General features: G+C 64.8%; 23 protein-coding genes. 15 read left to right on the top strand and 8 right to left on the bottom strand.

The annotated features are described in order from the left end of the window. Nucleotides 1–62: 62 nt before the first annotated feature. Together ychF and MKK62_RS02490 are read left to right on the top strand one after the other, a co-directional pair. On the top strand, nt 63–1136 hold the full coding sequence (ychF, locus tag MKK62_RS02495) for a redox-regulated ATPase YchF (RefSeq protein ID WP_240262562.1): 1074 nt from the start codon (nt 63–65) through the stop codon (nt 1134–1136). An 85-nt stretch (nt 1137–1221) separates the two neighbouring features. Beyond that, the gene (locus tag MKK62_RS02490) at nt 1222–1650 is read left to right on the top strand and encodes a hypothetical protein (RefSeq protein ID WP_240262563.1); all 429 of its coding nucleotides are present in this window, start codon (nt 1222–1224) and stop codon (nt 1648–1650) included. A 28-nt stretch (nt 1651–1678) separates the two neighbouring features. On the opposite strand, the gene MKK62_RS02485 is transcribed toward MKK62_RS02490, so the two are convergent. The 4 genes from MKK62_RS02485 to MKK62_RS02470 all read right to left on the bottom strand — a co-directional run bounded on the left by MKK62_RS02485 (nt 1679) and on the right by MKK62_RS02470 (nt 3920). After that, nucleotides 1679–2179 carry an Rv2253 family sensor-like surface protein gene (locus tag MKK62_RS02485; RefSeq protein WP_240262564.1) on the bottom strand — a complete coding sequence of 167 codons (501 nt, stop codon included), beginning with the start codon at nt 2177–2179 and terminating at the stop codon, nt 1679–1681. Between the two features lie 31 nt (nt 2180–2210). Next, nucleotides 2211–2462, bottom strand: coding sequence for a DUF2510 domain-containing protein (locus MKK62_RS26495; RefSeq protein ID WP_350355742.1), 252 nt, complete (start codon nt 2460–2462; stop codon nt 2211–2213). Between the two features lie 127 nt (nt 2463–2589). Further along, on the bottom strand, nt 2590–3501 hold the full coding sequence (locus MKK62_RS26410) for a peroxiredoxin (protein ID WP_286670883.1): 912 nt from the start codon (nt 3499–3501) through the stop codon (nt 2590–2592). 80 nt (nt 3502–3581) lie between these two features. Then, nucleotides 3582–3920 (bottom strand): hypothetical protein, encoded by a 339-nt coding sequence (locus MKK62_RS02470; RefSeq protein WP_240262565.1) that lies wholly within the window; start codon nt 3918–3920, stop codon nt 3582–3584. Nucleotides 3921–4119: 199 nt separating this feature from the next. Between MKK62_RS02470 and MKK62_RS02465 the strand changes: the two genes are divergently transcribed. From MKK62_RS02465 to MKK62_RS02445, 5 genes are all read left to right on the top strand, one after another. Further along, entirely contained in the window at nt 4120–4329 is a 210-nt protein-coding gene (locus MKK62_RS02465; RefSeq protein ID WP_240262566.1) for an excalibur calcium-binding domain-containing protein, read from the top strand. Between the two features lie 61 nt (nt 4330–4390). Further along, nucleotides 4391–4726 (top strand): hypothetical protein, encoded by a 336-nt coding sequence (locus tag MKK62_RS02460; protein ID WP_240262567.1) that lies wholly within the window; start codon nt 4391–4393, stop codon nt 4724–4726. Nucleotides 4727–4773: 47 nt separating this feature from the next. Beyond that, nucleotides 4774–5289: a restriction endonuclease gene (locus tag MKK62_RS02455; RefSeq protein WP_240262568.1), complete on the top strand. Its 516-nt coding sequence runs from the start codon at nt 4774–4776 to the stop codon at nt 5287–5289. A 38-nt stretch (nt 5290–5327) separates the two neighbouring features. Further along, on the top strand, nt 5328–5663 hold the full coding sequence (locus tag MKK62_RS02450; RefSeq protein WP_434085016.1) for an Mtp family mycobacterial-type pilin: 336 nt from the start codon (nt 5328–5330) through the stop codon (nt 5661–5663). A gap of 48 nt (nt 5664–5711) precedes the next feature. Then, the gene (locus MKK62_RS02445) at nt 5712–6110 is read left to right on the top strand and encodes a VOC family protein (RefSeq protein ID WP_240262569.1); all 399 of its coding nucleotides are present in this window, start codon (nt 5712–5714) and stop codon (nt 6108–6110) included. An 8-nt stretch (nt 6111–6118) separates the two neighbouring features. Here the strand turns inward: MKK62_RS02445 and MKK62_RS02440 are convergent, their stop codons facing one another. Then, nucleotides 6119–6814, bottom strand: coding sequence for a guanylate cyclase (locus MKK62_RS02440; protein WP_240262570.1), 696 nt, complete (start codon nt 6812–6814; stop codon nt 6119–6121). 59 nt (nt 6815–6873) lie between these two features. On the opposite strand from MKK62_RS02440, the gene MKK62_RS02435 reads away from it, so the two are divergent. After that, nucleotides 6874–7032, top strand: coding sequence for a hypothetical protein (locus tag MKK62_RS02435; RefSeq protein WP_240262571.1), 159 nt, complete (start codon nt 6874–6876; stop codon nt 7030–7032). On the opposite strand, the gene MKK62_RS02430 is transcribed toward MKK62_RS02435, so the two are convergent. Beyond that, a complete protein-coding gene (locus tag MKK62_RS02430) occupies nt 7029–7832 on the bottom strand; it encodes an adenylate/guanylate cyclase domain-containing protein (RefSeq protein ID WP_240262572.1) in 804 nt (267 codons plus the stop codon). The two genes, MKK62_RS02435 and MKK62_RS02430, sit on opposite strands and share 4 nt — an antisense overlap. 303 nt (nt 7833–8135) lie before the next feature. On the opposite strand from MKK62_RS02430, the gene MKK62_RS02425 reads away from it, so the two are divergent. Beyond that, nucleotides 8136–9527, top strand: a complete 1392-nt coding sequence (locus MKK62_RS02425; RefSeq protein WP_240262573.1) for a glucose-6-phosphate dehydrogenase — start codon at nt 8136–8138, stop codon at nt 9525–9527. 25 nt (nt 9528–9552) lie between these two features. After that, nucleotides 9553–10581, top strand: a complete 1029-nt coding sequence (gene gnd / locus MKK62_RS02420; RefSeq protein WP_240262574.1) for a phosphogluconate dehydrogenase (NAD(+)-dependent, decarboxylating) — start codon at nt 9553–9555, stop codon at nt 10579–10581. Here the strand turns inward: gnd and MKK62_RS02415 are convergent. Next, on the bottom strand, nt 10578–11441 hold the full coding sequence (locus MKK62_RS02415; RefSeq protein ID WP_240262575.1) for an alpha/beta fold hydrolase: 864 nt from the start codon (nt 11439–11441) through the stop codon (nt 10578–10580). The genes gnd and MKK62_RS02415 overlap by 4 nt on opposite strands. A 103-nt stretch (nt 11442–11544) precedes the next feature. Between MKK62_RS02415 and MKK62_RS02410 the strand changes: the two genes are divergently transcribed. From MKK62_RS02410 to MKK62_RS02390, 5 genes are read left to right on the top strand one after another with little or no spacing between them, the layout of a single operon-like run. After that, nucleotides 11545–12021, top strand: a complete 477-nt coding sequence (locus tag MKK62_RS02410; protein ID WP_240262576.1) for a VOC family protein — start codon at nt 11545–11547, stop codon at nt 12019–12021. A gap of 30 nt (nt 12022–12051) precedes the next feature. After that, on the top strand, nt 12052–12585 hold the full coding sequence (locus MKK62_RS02405; RefSeq protein WP_240262577.1) for an Rv1363c family protein: 534 nt from the start codon (nt 12052–12054) through the stop codon (nt 12583–12585). Further along, a complete protein-coding gene (locus MKK62_RS02400; RefSeq protein ID WP_240262578.1) occupies nt 12582–13073 on the top strand; it encodes a hypothetical protein in 492 nt (163 codons plus the stop codon). The genes MKK62_RS02405 and MKK62_RS02400 overlap by 4 nt, the downstream gene beginning before the upstream one ends. 23 nt (nt 13074–13096) lie before the next feature. Next, nucleotides 13097–13999, top strand: a complete 903-nt coding sequence (locus MKK62_RS02395) for an alpha/beta fold hydrolase (RefSeq protein WP_240262579.1) — start codon at nt 13097–13099, stop codon at nt 13997–13999. Nucleotides 14000–14045: 46 nt separating this feature from the next. After that, nucleotides 14046–14396, top strand: a complete 351-nt coding sequence (locus MKK62_RS02390) for a DUF732 domain-containing protein (RefSeq protein ID WP_240262580.1) — start codon at nt 14046–14048, stop codon at nt 14394–14396. Here the strand turns inward: MKK62_RS02390 and MKK62_RS02385 are convergent. Next, complete coding sequence (locus MKK62_RS02385; RefSeq protein ID WP_240262581.1) at nt 14393–15754, bottom strand: 13E12 repeat family protein; 1362 nt, start codon at nt 15752–15754, stop codon at nt 14393–14395. The genes MKK62_RS02390 and MKK62_RS02385 overlap by 4 nt on opposite strands. Nucleotides 15755–15779: the final 25 nt, after the last annotated feature.

Below are 15779 nucleotides of genomic sequence, written 5' to 3'. Positions count from 1 at the left end.
ACGACCTCGTTAGCAATGCGTGGGCGTGGCTACCTCAGAAGTTCTCCTACACTTGTGTCCCTGTGAGCCTCAGCCTTGGGATCGTCGGTCTGCCGAATGTCGGCAAGTCGACCCTGTTTAACGCGCTGACCAGAAACAACGTGGTCGCCGCCAACTATCCGTTCGCGACGATCGAGCCCAACGAAGGCGTGGTACCGCTGCCCGACCCGCGGCTGGACAAGCTTGCCGAGATGTTCGACTCCGAAAAGATCGTGCCGGCGCCGGTGACGTTCGTCGATATCGCCGGCATCGTGAAGGGCGCCTCCGAGGGCGCCGGACTGGGCAACAAGTTCCTGGCCAACATCCGCGAGTGTGACGCCATCTGTCAGGTGGTGCGGGTGTTCGCCGACGACGACGTCGTACACGTCGACGGCAAGGTCGATCCCCGCGCCGACATCGAGGTGATCGAGACCGAGTTGATCCTCGCCGATCTGCAGACGCTGGAAAGGGCCATCCCGCGGCTGGAGAAGGAAGCCCGCAACAACAAGGAACGCAAACCGGTGCACGAGGCCGCCGTCGCCGCCGAGTCCGTGCTGAACTCGGGCACAACCCTGTTCGCTGCCGGTGTCGACGCCGTGTTGCTGCGCGAGCTGAACCTGATGACCACCAAGCCTTTCCTTTATGTGTTCAACGCCGACGAGTCGGTGCTGACTGACGACGCCCGCAAGGCGGAGCTGAGCGCGATGGTCGCACCGGCCGACGCGGTGTTCCTCGACGCGAAAATCGAAGCCGAGTTGCAAGAGCTCGACGACGAGTCGGCGGCGGAGTTGCTGGAGTCGATCGGGCAGACCGAGCGTGGTCTGGATGCGTTGGCGCGGGCCGGTTTTCACACCCTGAAGCTGCAGACGTACTTGACGGCCGGGCCAAAAGAGGCGCGGGCGTGGACGATTCACCAGGGTGATACCGCGCCGAAGGCGGCTGGGGTGATTCACACCGACTTCGAGAAGGGCTTCATCAAAGCCGAGATCGTGTCATACGACGACCTAGTCGCTGCGGGGTCGATGGCGTCGGCCAAGGCGGCTGGCAAGGTGCGCATGGAAGGCAAGGACTACGTGATGGCCGACGGCGACGTCGTCGAATTCCGGTTCAACGTCTAGACCGAAAGGCGCGGCATAGCCCCTTCCGACTGGACAAGTGTCCAGCTATCGTGACCATCACGCTGGTGGAAACGGAGATGGGCAGATGAGCAAGGTGCCGAGTCGGAAGGCTCGTTTGGCGCACGCGTCCAAGCACGCCGATCTGTGGAACGCGGGCAAGAAGGACGAGTGGGTGGAATCGTGGCGCACCATTTGCCCGGGCGAGGTTCGCATGTTCGACCCGGTCGGTACCGAGGAGAAACATGGCTTCGCGGCGGCTACGTCCGATGCCTTCGACATGTTCCAGTCGATACTCAAGATCAAGATGATCACGGTTCAGGTCAACGGCAACGAGATGGCCTGGGTGTGCGAGAACCACTTCGGCAAGGAGCCAAACGTCGGCGTCGCGCACAGTATCGAGACTTTCGCCTGGGATGACGACGGCAACCTGCTCATCAAGACGTACTACCCGATGCCGGAATCCGTTGGGGGAGAGGCGGATCCGTATGCCCATCTGCTTGAGGGTCAGAAATAGCCCACGTGGCCGACGGCGACGTGCCCCGTCAGGCTCGCTCGGCCGTCATATCCATCTCGATCCAGCCCTGGCACGGGCCGCTCGAGATATCGGTGTGCATGACGCCGTTGAGTGTCCCGTTCGCTTGAGGCGTGTACCGGACAGTGGATTTCGCCGGAGCCCACTGGATCGAGGTGTCGGGCATCATGCAGTCCCACTGGAAATCGCTGACTTGTGTCCAGGCCGACCCGTCCCACGTGAACTGTATTGGTTGGTGAATCGTCGGGTTTGTCGGCGGGGGGCCGCTGATGATCGTGGCGATGCACGTGCCGCTCGCACAACTTGAGCTGAATCCGTAGGTCTCGGTGTGCTGGGTCTCGGGCTGACTTGCCGCCACGCTGGTCCCATCTTTGGGGCCCACCATGAATGTGATCGCGTACTCGCCGTTCCACGACGGGGTGTCGGCGGCGCCAACTGGGGCAAGAGACAGAGTGATCGTGAGAGGTGCGGCGCACAATCCGACGAGACTCCTCAGAGGGTATGGAGCCACCGGGTCCTCCTGTCGGCCCGCAACGCAGCCGTTAGGCGCGAGGCTCCGTTTGAGCGGTCCACACTCGGCCGTCGTAGTAGCGCAACAGATTCGGATCATTCTGGTCTGGGTACCAGCCGGGGGTCAATCCACCGCTAACGGGCGGCGCTTGCCGCGCGACCGGCTGTTCGACGACGGTGGAGCTTCTCGGACTCCCCACAGCGCGGACGACCGCGAGTATCACCGCAATGATCACGACAAGGATCAATATCCACACGAGGGTGTTGAGAAGGCCGGACAGCATGAGTGTGAACCTCCTGTTTGGCGGCTTGAGCAGCCGCGTCTAAGTACCCTGAATGGCCGGTCGGATAAACGGTGAGGCCCGCAGGGCCATGGCGGACCGGCCATGGGTGCAGCTAAGCCGATCTGCACTAGACATTCACCGTCGGCGGCTCCGCGTCTCGGAGTGCCCGCAAGCCGCGCAGGGTCCTGTTGATCAGCTCGCGCCGCTCGTCGACGGTCGACGACTCATCGAGCGGAGTGCCCACCCGCAGATAACCCTGTGTCGCCAGGTCGTCGACCAGGAACCGCGTCGCGCCCAGCGGCAAGGACAGACGCGAGGCGAGTTCTGCGACCGACGGGCTCTGCGCGGACCACGCCAGAAGTTGGCTTCGCACATCGTTTTTCCGCCAATGCGGCGGATTCGCCTCGGAGGTGAGCGCTTCGACGGGAGCCTCGAACGCCAGATCGAGGTCAGAGTCGATGCGGCGTGGCGCCAGCGGGTCGGCGATCTGCGACTCCTTCTCGGATGCTCGATGACCCGCCAAGAACCGCAGGGCCTCGTCGGCGTGCACCGATGCGCGCACCTCATTGGAGATGACCTTGACGACGGTGCGTTCGACGTCGATGACGAACGTGGTCCGCCTGACTGGCAGCAGCCACGCCAGCAGTCCCCTACGCCGGGTGTGCCGACCGCGTCGAGCGTCCGTCCGCCCCGCGGCGGATCTGCGCAGGCCGGCCAGCTTGCCCCTGCGGACCCCGAACAGCTCCGACACCACGCCGTCGGAATCCGACAGCAGCGGGTAGTCGAATGAACGCTGCCGCGCAAAGTGGGCCTGCCGGTCGACCGTGTCGGTGCTGATACCGATGCGCTGAGCGCCCACTCTGGCAAATTCGGCGCTGAGGTCGCGGAAATGACACGCCTGGGCGGTACAAATCGGTGAGGACGCGAGCGGGAAGAAAAACAGCACGACGGGACCCTCGGTGAGCAGCGCGGACAGCGTCCGGGGCCGGCCGGTGTGGTCGTACAGGGTGAAGTCAGGCGCCTTATCGCCCGCGATCATCGGCAAAGACTAACGCGAGGGTGCTCCGGCGACGCATGACTTGAAGATATTTTCGTGGCTTCGCATATTCCGAATTGCGCTCAGGGGTGATTGCCTATCCGGCAATTGGTGAAGGACGGCATGTCGCAATAGAGCCCGGTCGGCGGCGGAGGTTTCGGCGGGGGATTGTCGCCGTCCCAGATCAGGCTCGAGACGTTGCCCATCCCGGGCCAGAGGAAGTAGTAGGTGTGGCACACGTTCCAGTCCCAATTCAGCGGGTCGGTGACGTGATTGCCGGTTGCCGGCCGGGGTTCTTCGCCGGGGCACCAATGATGGGGCGGTCCCCAGCCGTTGTCGTCGGCGCGGGCAATGCCGCCACACGCCAGACTCCCCGCTGCCACAGCTGCCGTCACCAAACCCGTTGCGACTCGTCGCACCATGGTCGTGCCTTCCGTCGGATGCCGGCCCCGCACGCCGGCTAGCTTCAGCGTCGCGTATTCGCGGCGTGAAATCGTGGGGAGAATGCCCCATTTTTCGATGCGCGTATGAGTCCTTTATGTGCCGTCTCGAATGTCCGCCGAGCGAACCGCCACGCTTTAGGCTCGCCGATAACCACCCTGGACAGCGTTAGGGGTTCTCATGTTGCGTACCGCGTTCGTCACCGCATCACTGCTGGTGGGCCTTGGGATTGCCGCCGCTCCAACTGCGTTGGCCGACCCGCCGTACCGCAACTGCAGCGAGGCGCACGCCGACGGTCGATACAACATCCCGTCCACCGATCCCGCCTACCGGTCGCAACTCGACCGCGACCAAGACGGCTTAGCCTGCGAGCCCTATCAGGGCAGATGACCTAGGTCCGCTCGCGTGACGGCGCCTCGCCGACGGCTTCGTCGAGGCGTTTAATAGATGCGTGGTTACCGGCAACCATGATCAACACGACTATGCGCTGGCGCGGCGCCAAGATGAGCTCTCCCGCCGCGAGCAGGTCGCTGACGAGCGCGAACGTCTCGCCGACGAGCGGGACCGAATCGCCGACGAGCGCGAGCAGCTAGCGGATGACCGTGAGCGTCGCGCCGACGAACGCGAGGGCGCCACGGAGCAGCGGGAGCGGGAGAGACTGCAGCGGGTCGCCGAACGCAAACAGCGTGAGGACGCCAACGCCAGACGCGAAAACGCCGAAGTGCGGCGCGCCGTCGCCGAGACTCGGCGGCGCATCGTCACCTCGGACGACGAGTTGCAGAGCTAACCGAGCGCGGGACCAATGTCGGTGAGCGCCGCTAGCATCAGCCCGACATGAAGATCACCTACCTGTTCCTGCCGGTCTATCTCGCGGTGTTTGCAGGTCTCGTCGGCCACAGCGTCAAGGTGGGCTTTTTTGGGGCCGTCGTCGGTGCGGTGCTGGCACTGGTGTTGGCGGCCGAAGGTCGGCGGTCCGACGACGGCATGGCGGCGATCGACGCGATGACGGGAACGGAGTTCGAGGATTACGTGGCGACGCGACTGCGGCGGGCCGGCTGGCAGGTGACGTTCACCCCTGCCAGTGGCGACTATGGCGTCGACCTGATCGCCCGACGGGACGACAGGTCAGTGGCAGTGCAATGCAAGCGGCTCGGCAAGCCCGTGGGGGTCGCCGCCGTTCAGCAGGTCGTCGCTGGCGCGCGGCACCACGGCTGCGCGAAGAGCATCGTGATCAGCAATCAGGAGTTCACCGCAGCGGCCCAGACGTTGGCGTTCACCCATAACTGCCAGTTGATCGGTCGACAAATCCTGCAGGCGTGGGTGCCTCCTCCTGCGCGGCGTGCGGTTTAGCGTATGGGCGTCCCCGGGCTAGGGCACACTCTTCGGTGATGGCGACTATGAAGCGCGTGGCCGGGCTACTTGCGATGGCGTTCTTCGCGTGCGGAACTGCGCACGCGGCGCCACCGGCCTTTCATTGGTGTCCGGGTCAGCCCTGGGATGCGAGTTGGGGCAGCATCTACGACTGGGACTGGAACGTGTGCCACGACTGGCAACGCTCGGCAGGTCAGGGCGGCGCGATGGGCAACGGCCCCTGGGGGGTTCCGCCGGTGTGGGCGCCGCCGCAACCGCCTCCGCCGCCGTGGGCCCCGGGCGCTCAGGTGATGTGGAACATGACCGCGCGAGCGTGGGGATTCTGGAACAACAAGATCTGGACGCCGCTCTGACTCTCTTGTCCCAGGGTCTTGTCACAGGGCCCACCTAGCATCCCCGACATGAAATTCGTATCAACCCGGATCATTACCGCCGACGTGCCGCGGCTCGTCGACTTCTACGAGAAGGTGACCGAGACCGCCGCGGCGTGGGGCAACGAGCTTTTCGCTGAAATCGGCACTGCAGCAGGCACCTTGGCGATCGGCAGCGACAAAACCGTGCCGTTGTTCGCCGCCGGCTCGGCCGAACCGGCCGCCAACCGCAGCGCGATCATCGAGTTTCTCGTCGATGACGTGGACGCCGAATACGAGCGATTGCGTCCGCACGTCGGTGACGTTGTCACAGCGCCGACGACGATGCCATGGGGCAATCGGGCGCTGCTGTTCCGAGATCCGGACGGCAACCTGGTCAACCTGTTCACGCCGGTCACCGACGAGGCCCGGGCCAAGTTCTGGGGATGAGGGGCACCTCAGTCGGCTACTACTGAGATTTCGTTGCCCAGCCGGTACGGCTCGATCAGCGGCAGATCGTCACCGCTCCAAAACCGGCCCGGGTCAAACCAATTCGACCGCTTCTCGGTTTCGATCAGCCCCATCTCCTCGTAGGTGACAGCGACTGTCTCTGCGCAATAGGCGGATTCGAATCCGGCCTTGCGTTGCTCGGCCCTGCGCTTGCGGGTCGACTCGCGAACCCGGGAATCGATCCAGGGCAGGCCTCGCACCCAGTCATACCTGGTGGGGACTTGACCGCGCAGCCACCGCAGGGTCAGCCGCGTGGTGGACGGAAAGGGCGTGCCGTCCATCCGAGCGATGACCCGCAGCAGCTGGTTCTCCTGCTCGTGCTTGATGTCCGGCGTCAGCTGCCGAAACCAGCACCGCTGCCCGTAATGGTTCAGCCACCGCTCGACCGACTCCCGCGCATCGTTGAGCTGCACGCCGCGGTGATTGCTTGCGCTCCAGACATCGGTCAACTTGTCGCCAAGTTCGGCGTGCCACATCAGGGGCGGTAGGTCCTCGATCGCGACCGTCATGCCGACATGGTTGACCGGGCTGTTCGACATGGTCTGGATCGCGCGGTCAGGCCCGGAATGCCCGCGAAACAGCCAGATGTCGCCGGTCCTGGTGTGTTCCAGGGCTTGGCTCAAGCTCACCGTGTGCGTATCCACCACCGAACCATATGCACATACCGGCCTCGCCGGAATGCAGTCCCGCATAACCTGAGCCGATGCGTACCGTCTGGAAGCTGCTGGGATTGGCCGGTGTCGTCGGGGTGGCCGCCGGTGGGGTACTGGTCGCCCGGGATCAGCGGCGGCGCAGGGCCTACACGCCCGACGAGATCCGCGATCGTCTGCAGCAACGCCTCGCTGAGGCAGGGGAAGGCTAGGCAGCGGCGACCGCGTATAGCCGGTGGGTACCGGAAAACCCTTTCAGCTCGGCGTCGCGCCCGCCATCGAACTCGAGATCCTCACATTCGCGCAGCGCCTTGCGCACCGTGTCACTCACCAATACCTCACCGCCGCAAGCCTCGGCGGCAACGCGCGCCGCCATCGCCACGTTGCGGCCGAACAGGTCGTCACCGCGACGCACCGACCGGCCGACATGAATGCCGATCCGTACTCGAATTCCCTTGCGCCGCCTGCGTTGTGCATCACGGTGTAATGCGTCCTGCATGTCGATGGCGCAGCGCACGGCGTCCTCGGCCCTTGCGAAGGCGATCATGAACCCGTCGCCCTGGCTCTTGACGACGTGACCCGAATGCGCCTTGACCAGCTTGCGTACCTGCTTGTCGTGTTCACCGATGAGCCGCACCCAAGCCCGGTCACCGACCCGCTCGTTGAGCGCGGTCGATTCCTCGATGTCGGAGAACAGGATCGCGACTTTGCCGTCCTGCGTCACCCGGGCCAGATCCGGGCGCTCCACCTCGGCCCAGTCGGCAAGGTCTTCGATCGAGCTGCGTACCGCCGCGCCTAAACCCTCCTTGCGCACCAGGTTCGCGGTTTGCCACACCGTCTTGACCGCTTTGGATCCGAAGCTGAGTAGGTCCGGTTGCCGCTGCAACTCCTCGATCGCCGCCTTGCTGTTGCTCCACAGCCGCCAGAGCACGCCGATGGCCACCGCTTCGGCGACAACCAGCGCAGCAAGTGCATAGACGACGATCGTGAGGGGGGCAGGCATGCCAGGCATCTTCCCTGATCGGGCACGACTTCCGCAGCGACAGGGTCGAATCGGACGCGGATTGTGATCCTTGGCTATAACCGACCGGATACCGAAAGGGCAACCGCGCGTGTCAGTTTCGAAAACTCTGAGCCAGGCCGTGTTTGCCCTCTACAGCAAACGGTTAAGCACAGTCATCTCCGGTTGTAGGGCCGAACGCCCGCGTTTAGGGTTGATCCTGTCCGCGGCGGGATCGCCATACCCGATATGGGCAAGTGGCGTTGTGTGCGCGTGTTGAGCCGGAGCCGAATCGAATTCTCGTGGAGGTCTTGATTGGTCGAATCCGACGCTCACTCCTCAGACCTGCTGGTGATTTTCGGCATCACCGGCGATCTAGCCCGCAAGATGACTTTTCAAGCGCTCTACCGGCTGGAGCGGCGGAAGCTGCTGGACTGCCCAATTGTGGGCGTCGCCAGCGACGACATCGGCGTCGAGGAGTTGGTCAAGCGGGCGCGCAAAGCCATCGAAGGCGCCGGCGAGAAGGTCGACAGCAAAGTCTTCGACCGCCTCGCCAAGCGGCTGTCTTACCTGCATGGTGATGTCACCGATTCCGCGCTCTACGACGCCCTGAAGAAGCAGATCGGCTCCACCTCGAGCTGCCTGTTCTACCTGGAGATGCCGCCGTCGCTGTTCGCGCCGATCGTCGAGCGTCTGGCCGAGGCCGACCTGCTCAAGGGGTCCCGCGTCGCGGTGGAGAAGCCGTTTGGTCACGACCTGAAGTCAGCGCTCGATCTCAACGAGCGACTGCGAGCGGTGCTCGACGAAGACCAGCTCTTCCGGGTCGACCACTTCCTGGGCAAGGAGCCGGTCGTCGAGCTGGAGTACCTGCGGTTCGGCAACCTGGCATTGAGCGAACTGTGGGACCGCAGCAGCATCGCCGAAATCCAGATCACGATGGCCGAGGACTTCGGCGTCAAGGACCGCGGCAGCTTCTATGACAGCGTCGGGGCGCTGCGTGACGTGGTGCAAAACCACCTCCTCCAGGTGCTCGCCGGGGTCACGATGGAGCCGCCCGTCGGGCCGAGCGCCGACGATCTCAACGACAAGAAGGCCGACGTCCTGCGGGCCATACCGGCGATCGACCCGGAGCGATACGTGCGAGGGCAGTACGTCGGTTACACCGACATCGACGGGGTGGCCGCGAAGTCGACGACCGAGACCTTCGTCGCGTTGCGGGTGGAGATCGACAACTGGCGCTGGGCCGGGGTGCCGATCTTTCTGCGGGCGGGCAAGGCGCTCGCCGAGCGCGTCACCGAGGTGCGGCTGTTCACCCACCGCGTCCCGTCGCTAGCCTTCCTGCCGGACCGGCGACGGGCCGAACCAAACCAGATCGTGCTGCGCATCGACCCTGATCCCGGTCTGCGTCTGCAGTTGACCGCCATCGACGGCGACCGCTGGCACGACCTGCATCTCGACTCGTCGTTTACGCGGGATCTGGGCGAGCCGCTGCTGCCCTACGAGCGATTGCTGCACGGCGCGTTGAACGGCGATCACCAGTTGTTCGCCCGCGAGGACGGCATCGAAGAGACCTGGCGCATCGTGCAGCCGTTGCTGGATCAACCCGGCAAGATTCACCGATACGACCCCGGCACGTGGGGCCCGGACGCGGCGCGCGACTTACTGAAAGGACATCGCGGCTGGCAAGAGCCGTGGCTGGACAAGTAACCACTACCAAGGAGAACAGAGCGACATGCAGCTAGGGATGATCGGCTTGGGCCGAATGGGCGCCAACATCGCCCGCCGCGTGGCCGACCACGGCCATGAAGTGGTTGTCTACGACCACAGCGAGGATGCCGTCAAGGCGATGGCCGGTGAAAAGAACACCACCGGCGTCTATTCGCTCAAAGAGCTGGCCGAGAAGATGTCCGCGCCGCGTGTCGTCTGGGTGATGGTGCCTGCCGGCACTATCACCACGGGGGTGATTGAGGATCTGGCCAAAACCCTGGAATCCGGCGACATCATCATCGACGGTGGCAACTCGTACTACCGGGACGATCTCAAGCACGCAAAACTGTTGTCCGAGAAGGGAATTCACCTGATCGACTGCGGTACCAGCGGCGGTGTCTGGGGCCGCGAGCGTGGCTACTGTCTGATGATCGGCGCCGACGACTACGCCTTCGAACACGCCGAGCCGCTCTTCTCAGTCATCGCCCCGGGAGTCGACGCCGCGCCGCGCACGCCGGGGCGCGACGGTGAGGTCGCGCAACCAGAGAAGGGTTATCTGCACTGCGGGCCGTCCGGAGCCGGCCACTTCGTCAAGATGGTTCACAACGGTATCGAGTACGGGATGATGGCCTCGATCGCCGAAGGGCTGAACATCCTGCGCAACGCCGACATCGGTAAGCGCATCGAGGCCGGCGACGCCGAGACCGCCCCGCTGTCGGACCCCGAGGCGTACCAGTACGAATTCAACATCGAGGACGTCGCCGAGCTGTGGCGCCGCGGCAGCGTCGTCGGCTCGTGGCTGCTCGATCTGACCGCAATCGCGTTGCACGAGTCTCCCGAGCTGAAGGAATTCTCCGGCCGCGTGTCCGACTCGGGTGAGGGTCGCTGGACCGCGATCGCGGCGATCGACGAGGGCGTGCCGGCGCCGGTGCTCACCACCGCGTTGCAGTCTCGGTTCGCTTCACGCAGTCTCGACGATTTCGCCAATAAGGCGCTGTCGGCGATGCGCAAGCAGTTCGGTGGGCACGCGGAGAAGCCCGGCGTCGGCGGCTAGCGGCCGGCGAACGTCACCACGACGTCGCTGAACGCATCGTTGTCGTCGCCGGCGGCGGTGTGACCCGCGCCGGGCAGTTCCACGAACTCGGCGTTGGGCACCGTGTCCAGAAAGTGCTTCACGCCCTCGGGGCTGACCACGTCGGAGAGCTTGCCGCGGATCAGCAGCACCGGGATCTTCAGGTCGGCCGCGGCGCGCTCGAAATTCTCGGTGCGCAATTCCGGGTCGTCGCCGGGCTTGGTCATGAACGCCGGGTCCCAGTGCCAATACCAACGACCGTCGCGCAGCCGGAGGTTCTTTTTCAATCCTTCCGGGCTGCGCGGCCTCTTCCGGTGCGGCAGGTAGGCGGCGACGGCATCGGCCGCCTCGTCGAGGGTGGCGAACCCGTGCAATCCGCTGAACATGAAGTCGCGGATACGCGCGCTGCCGTCCTTTTCGAACCGCGGTACGACGTCGACCAGGATCAACCGGGTGACCCGCTCCGGTCCGGCCCGGTCGGCCACCAGGATGCCGGTGAGCCCGCCCATGCTGGCGCCGATCAAGATCACCGGCCGGCCGATGGTCTCCAGGACGTGCATCACGTCGGCCGCCAACGTCTCGATGTCATAGTCGGCGCTGGGGGAGCGGTCGCTGTCGCCGTGCCCGCGACTGTCCAGCGCCACCACATGAAAGCCGTTGTCGGCCAGGATTTGACCGGTGTTCTTCCACGAATGCCGGTTCTGGCCGCCGCCGTGCAGCATCAAGATGCTGGGCTTGTCGACGGACGCCTCGGTTCTGCGACCCCACTCGTCGGCGATCAGGGTGAGCCCCTGAGTCCCGGCAAACTCGACGGTCTTGGGAGTGCTTCGCACGGCAGTCACGGGCGGTCCTCTCGGTCGATCGCACTTCGACGTTACTCAGATGAGTTTTGGCGTTCGCCGGGGTCTACCTCCATGACACCTTCCGAGACATTTAGGAGAGCGCATGCCCTCGATCACACCGACGCTGTGGTTCGACAACAACCTCGAAGAGGCGGCGACGTTCTACGCCTCGATTTTCCCGAACTCGAGCCTCGAGGGCCTGAACCGAACCACCGACGCCGGACCCGGCGAGCCGGGCTCGGTGCTGTCCGGCAGCTTTGTTCTCGACGGGCAACGCTTCATGGGGATCAACGGCGGCCCGCACTTCCATTTCACCGAGGCGGTGTCCTTCACCATCAACTGCGCCGACCAGGACGAGGTCGACTACTACTGGGACAGGCTGACCTCCGAGGGTGGGCAGGAGTCGCAGTGTGGCTGGTGCAAGGACAAGTTCGGTCTGAGTTGGCAGGTGGTACCGCAGCGGCTCTACGAATTGCTCAGTCACCCGGATCCGGCGGTGGCCGCCGCGGCCACCCAGGCGATGTACGGCATGCGAAAGATTGTCATCGCCGACCTGGAGAATGCGGCAGCTTCGGTCTAAGTCGCCGAATGACCACGTAGCTTGGGGAATATGCGCGACGATGAGGCCGAGCCCGATGTCGTTTACGTGGTGCCGGACCCGCCCCCCGCGCAAGTTGTTCGAAGTGCCCTCGTCGCTGCTCTGATAGCGGCGGTCGCATTGGCCGGTCTGGTCGGCTGGCTTGGGTTCCGGACCTACCGGGCCGAGCGCAACGAAGCGCAGCGCGATCTTTTCGTGCGGACCGCGCAGGACGTCGCCGTAAACCTCAGCACCGTGGATTTCGAGCATGTCGACGCCGATGCGCAGCGCATCATGGACCTCGCCGTTGGCGCATTCGCCGACAGCTTCGCCCAGCACAAGCAGACCTACATCGTCAACGCCAAGCAGGCGAAAACGAGATCGCTCGGTACGGTCACCGACGCCGGCCTGGAGTCGCAGAACGGCGACCAGGGCAGCGTGCTGGTAGCGGTGACAGTGAAGTCGGCGGAGGCCGGTGAGCAGGCTGCGCAGTACTTCCGGATGCGCATCGCCGTGCAGAAAGTCGGTGACGGCGTGAAGGTCTCGGATGTGGCGTTCGTGTCATGAAATCGGTCAACTGGTCACGCGTTCTCGCCTACGGTCTCCTGCCGACGCTCGTGTTGTTGCTTGCGATTGCTGCCGGCCTACTGAACTGGCAAGCCTCCTCGCTGCGCGCCCTCGACCTTGCTCGTCGTGAATCCGTTTCGGCCGCAAAGGAATCCACAAGTGCGATCCTGACGTTCCGATACGACACGATTGACCATGACGTGGCGGCTACACAGGAGAAGCTGACCGGCGGCTTCCTGGACACCTACACGAAGCGGACGCAGCAAGACCTCGTTCCGCGCGCCAAACAGCAGCGCATCGTGGCGACCGCTACGACTCCGGGGGCGGCGCCGGAGACGGTGACCCCGGATCACGCGGTGGTGCTGGTGTTCGTGTCGCAAAGCTTCAAGTCCGGCGACACAGCGCCGACGGTGATCGGTTCCAGCGCGAAGGTAACGCTCGAAAAAATCGGCGCACGCTGGCTGATCTCCGACTTCGACCACTACTGATCGCCCATGCGAAGGATTCGGTGATGATCAAACACCGTTGGATCGACGTCAAAGCTTCCGCCGTGGAGTTAAAGGCCCTGACGTGGGGTCCGCTCGACGGCCCACTTGCGTTGTGCCTGTACGGTTTTCCCGACACCGCCTACGGCTGGCGTAAGGTCGCGCCGCATTTGGCCGAGTCAGGCTGGCGGGTGGTGGCTCCGTTCATGCGTGGTTACGCGCCGTCGTCGATTCCGTCCGACGGCAGCTACCACATTGGTGCGCTGATGGACGACGCGCTGCAGATCCGCGCTGCCATCGGCGGCACCGAGCACGACGTGGTGATCGGCCACGACTGGGGAGCGATGGCCGCCAACGGCTTGGCCGCCATTCCCGACAGCCCTTTCGCCAAGGCGGTGATCATGTCGGTTCCGCCCGCAGCGGCCTTCAAGGGCGGGGGCGTTCGCCAAGGCGGTCGGCTGTTGGCTCAGATTCCGCCACAGATGCTGCGAAGCTGGTACATCATGTATTTCCAATTGCCTTGGCTGCCAGAGCATTCCGCATCATGGGTGCTACCGCGACTGTGGAAGCAGTGGTCGCCGAATTACGACGCCAAGGCTGACCTGCGCCATGTCGACGCGGCGATCGGCACGCCGGAAGGTTGGCGCGCCGCGCTCGGTCCCTACCGGTCGGCGATCCGCAACACGCGGCCACCCGCGCCGTACCGGGACCTGCACCGGTACTGGACCACGCCGCCCCGGCTGCCGATTCTCTACCTGCACGGACGTGACGATGGATGCGTGACGTCGGAATTCGCGCGCTGGACCGCCAAGGCGCTGCCCGACGACAGCGACGTGGCCGTCGTCGACAATGCCGGTCACTTCTTACAGCTCGAGGAGCCGGACAGGGTTGCCGAACTGGTACTCGGCTTCATCGGCTCAGCCCGCTGAGACCGATTCGAGTCGCGCTTCGCCGTGATGGGTGTCACGCTTAGCCATGGCTTTGAACTCGTGCGCGTGGCTCGTCGTCGCCGCGGCGGTGTTCATGTCGGGCGCCGTTGCTCACGCCGACCCGGCCGACGACGAGTTCTTGAAGTTGCTGGCAAAGGATGGCATCACCGCGGGCCCCCCGGATCAGTTGATCGCCCTGGCGCATGAACGGTGCGACGACGACAACCTGTCCCGTTCCGGGATCTTCACTCTTCACTTCGGCGCGATGCCGAGCCCGTTCAGCAGCGCCATGTTGCAGCTCGCCGCCAAGTTGGAAAATCAGGGTCTGAGCGGTCCACAGGTCCGGCCATTCTTGCTCGACGCCATCAGCGTGTACTGCCCCGGCGCGCATAGTTAGGCGGCTTCGTCGTCGTCGCCATCTTGGAGGAGCTTCTCGGGGTGGTGGTAGGTGTTGGTGCGGGGTTGGCCGCGGTCGAGGTGTGGGGGTGGGATCCATTCGGTGTGGCCGCGACTGTTTTTGCGGGTGGTCCAGCCTTGTTCGGTGAGGGCGTGGTTGGGGTGGCAGGTCAGGGTCATGTGGTTGACGTCGCTGATGGGGTGGGTGCGGTAGGGGTTGTCGTGGTGGACCTGGCAGTGGTAGCCCGAGACGTCGCAGCTGGGGAAGGTGCAGCCGCGATCTCTGGCGATCAGGACGAGCCGTTGGGCGGGTGTGGCGAGGCGTTTGGTGTGATAGAGCGCTAACGCTTTGCCGCGCTCGAAGATGGCCAGGTAGTGGTGGGCGTGTTGGGCCAGCCGGATGACATCGGACATGGGTAGCAGGGTGCCGCCGGCGGTCAAACCCCGCCCGGCGCCGGCTTCGAGTTCTTGCAGTGTGGTGGTGACGATGATGCTGGTGGGTAGCCCGTTGTGTTGGCCGAGGTCGCCGGAGGCTAGTAGGGCGCGTCCGGCGGTGAGCAGGGCGTCGTGGGTGCGTTGGTGGGCGCCGCGGGTGTCGCCCTGGATCGCGTCCTGCGACGGGGTACCGGAGATGCAGGGCTCAGCGTCGTTGGGGTTGCACATGCCGGGTGCGGCGAGTTTGGCGAACACCGCATCCCAGGTGGCCCGCGCCTCCGGGGTCAAATAGCCACTGATCTTGCTCATGCCGTCGATGTCCTGGCGACCGATCGTGATGCCGCGGCGTGTGGCGCGGTCGATGTCGGTGAAGTCGCCGTCGGGGTTGAGGCAGTCCATCAGCCGGTCGGCGAGTTTGGCCAGTTCGTCGGGGCGGTGTTCGGTGGCGCGCTGGGCGAGTTCTTGTTCGGCGCGTGCGCGGGTGCCGACATCGACGAAGTCGGGGATGCGCTGCCAAAACGAGCGGATCACCGCGACATGGCCGGCGCCCAGCTCCCCGGCGCGTTGGGCGGCAGCGGTCGCGGGCAACACAGGCGGCAACGGTTCCCCGTTGAGTGCGCGGCGCTCGCCCAGATCGGCGGCTTCGTGGATCCGGCGTGACGCCTCCGCCCGCGAAATCCGGAGCCGGTCGGCCAGCACCGCGGGTAGTTTCCCACCCAGCACCGCCGGGTCTTCGTGGCCCAGCTCGTTGATCAGCTCGTGCTCGACCGCGGGCAGCTGCCGGCGGAACACTTCGAAGCTTTCCAGGACGTTGAGCCGCTCCGGGGTGGTCAACGCGTCGAAGCCGAGGTCCAGGGTGCGTTTCATGACAGCGCGCAGCGCGTCGAGACCCTCGACGACATCCTCACGACTACTCGCACGCATGTTCGAATTCTAACGGCGGGAGGCG

Source organism: Mycobacterium paraterrae, from assembly GCF_022430545.2.
GTDB classification, from domain to species: domain Bacteria; phylum Actinomycetota; class Actinomycetes; order Mycobacteriales; family Mycobacteriaceae; genus Mycobacterium; species Mycobacterium paraterrae.
Note: the sequence above shows the minus strand (reverse complement) of the source record. Positions and strands in the feature narration are given on the sequence as shown.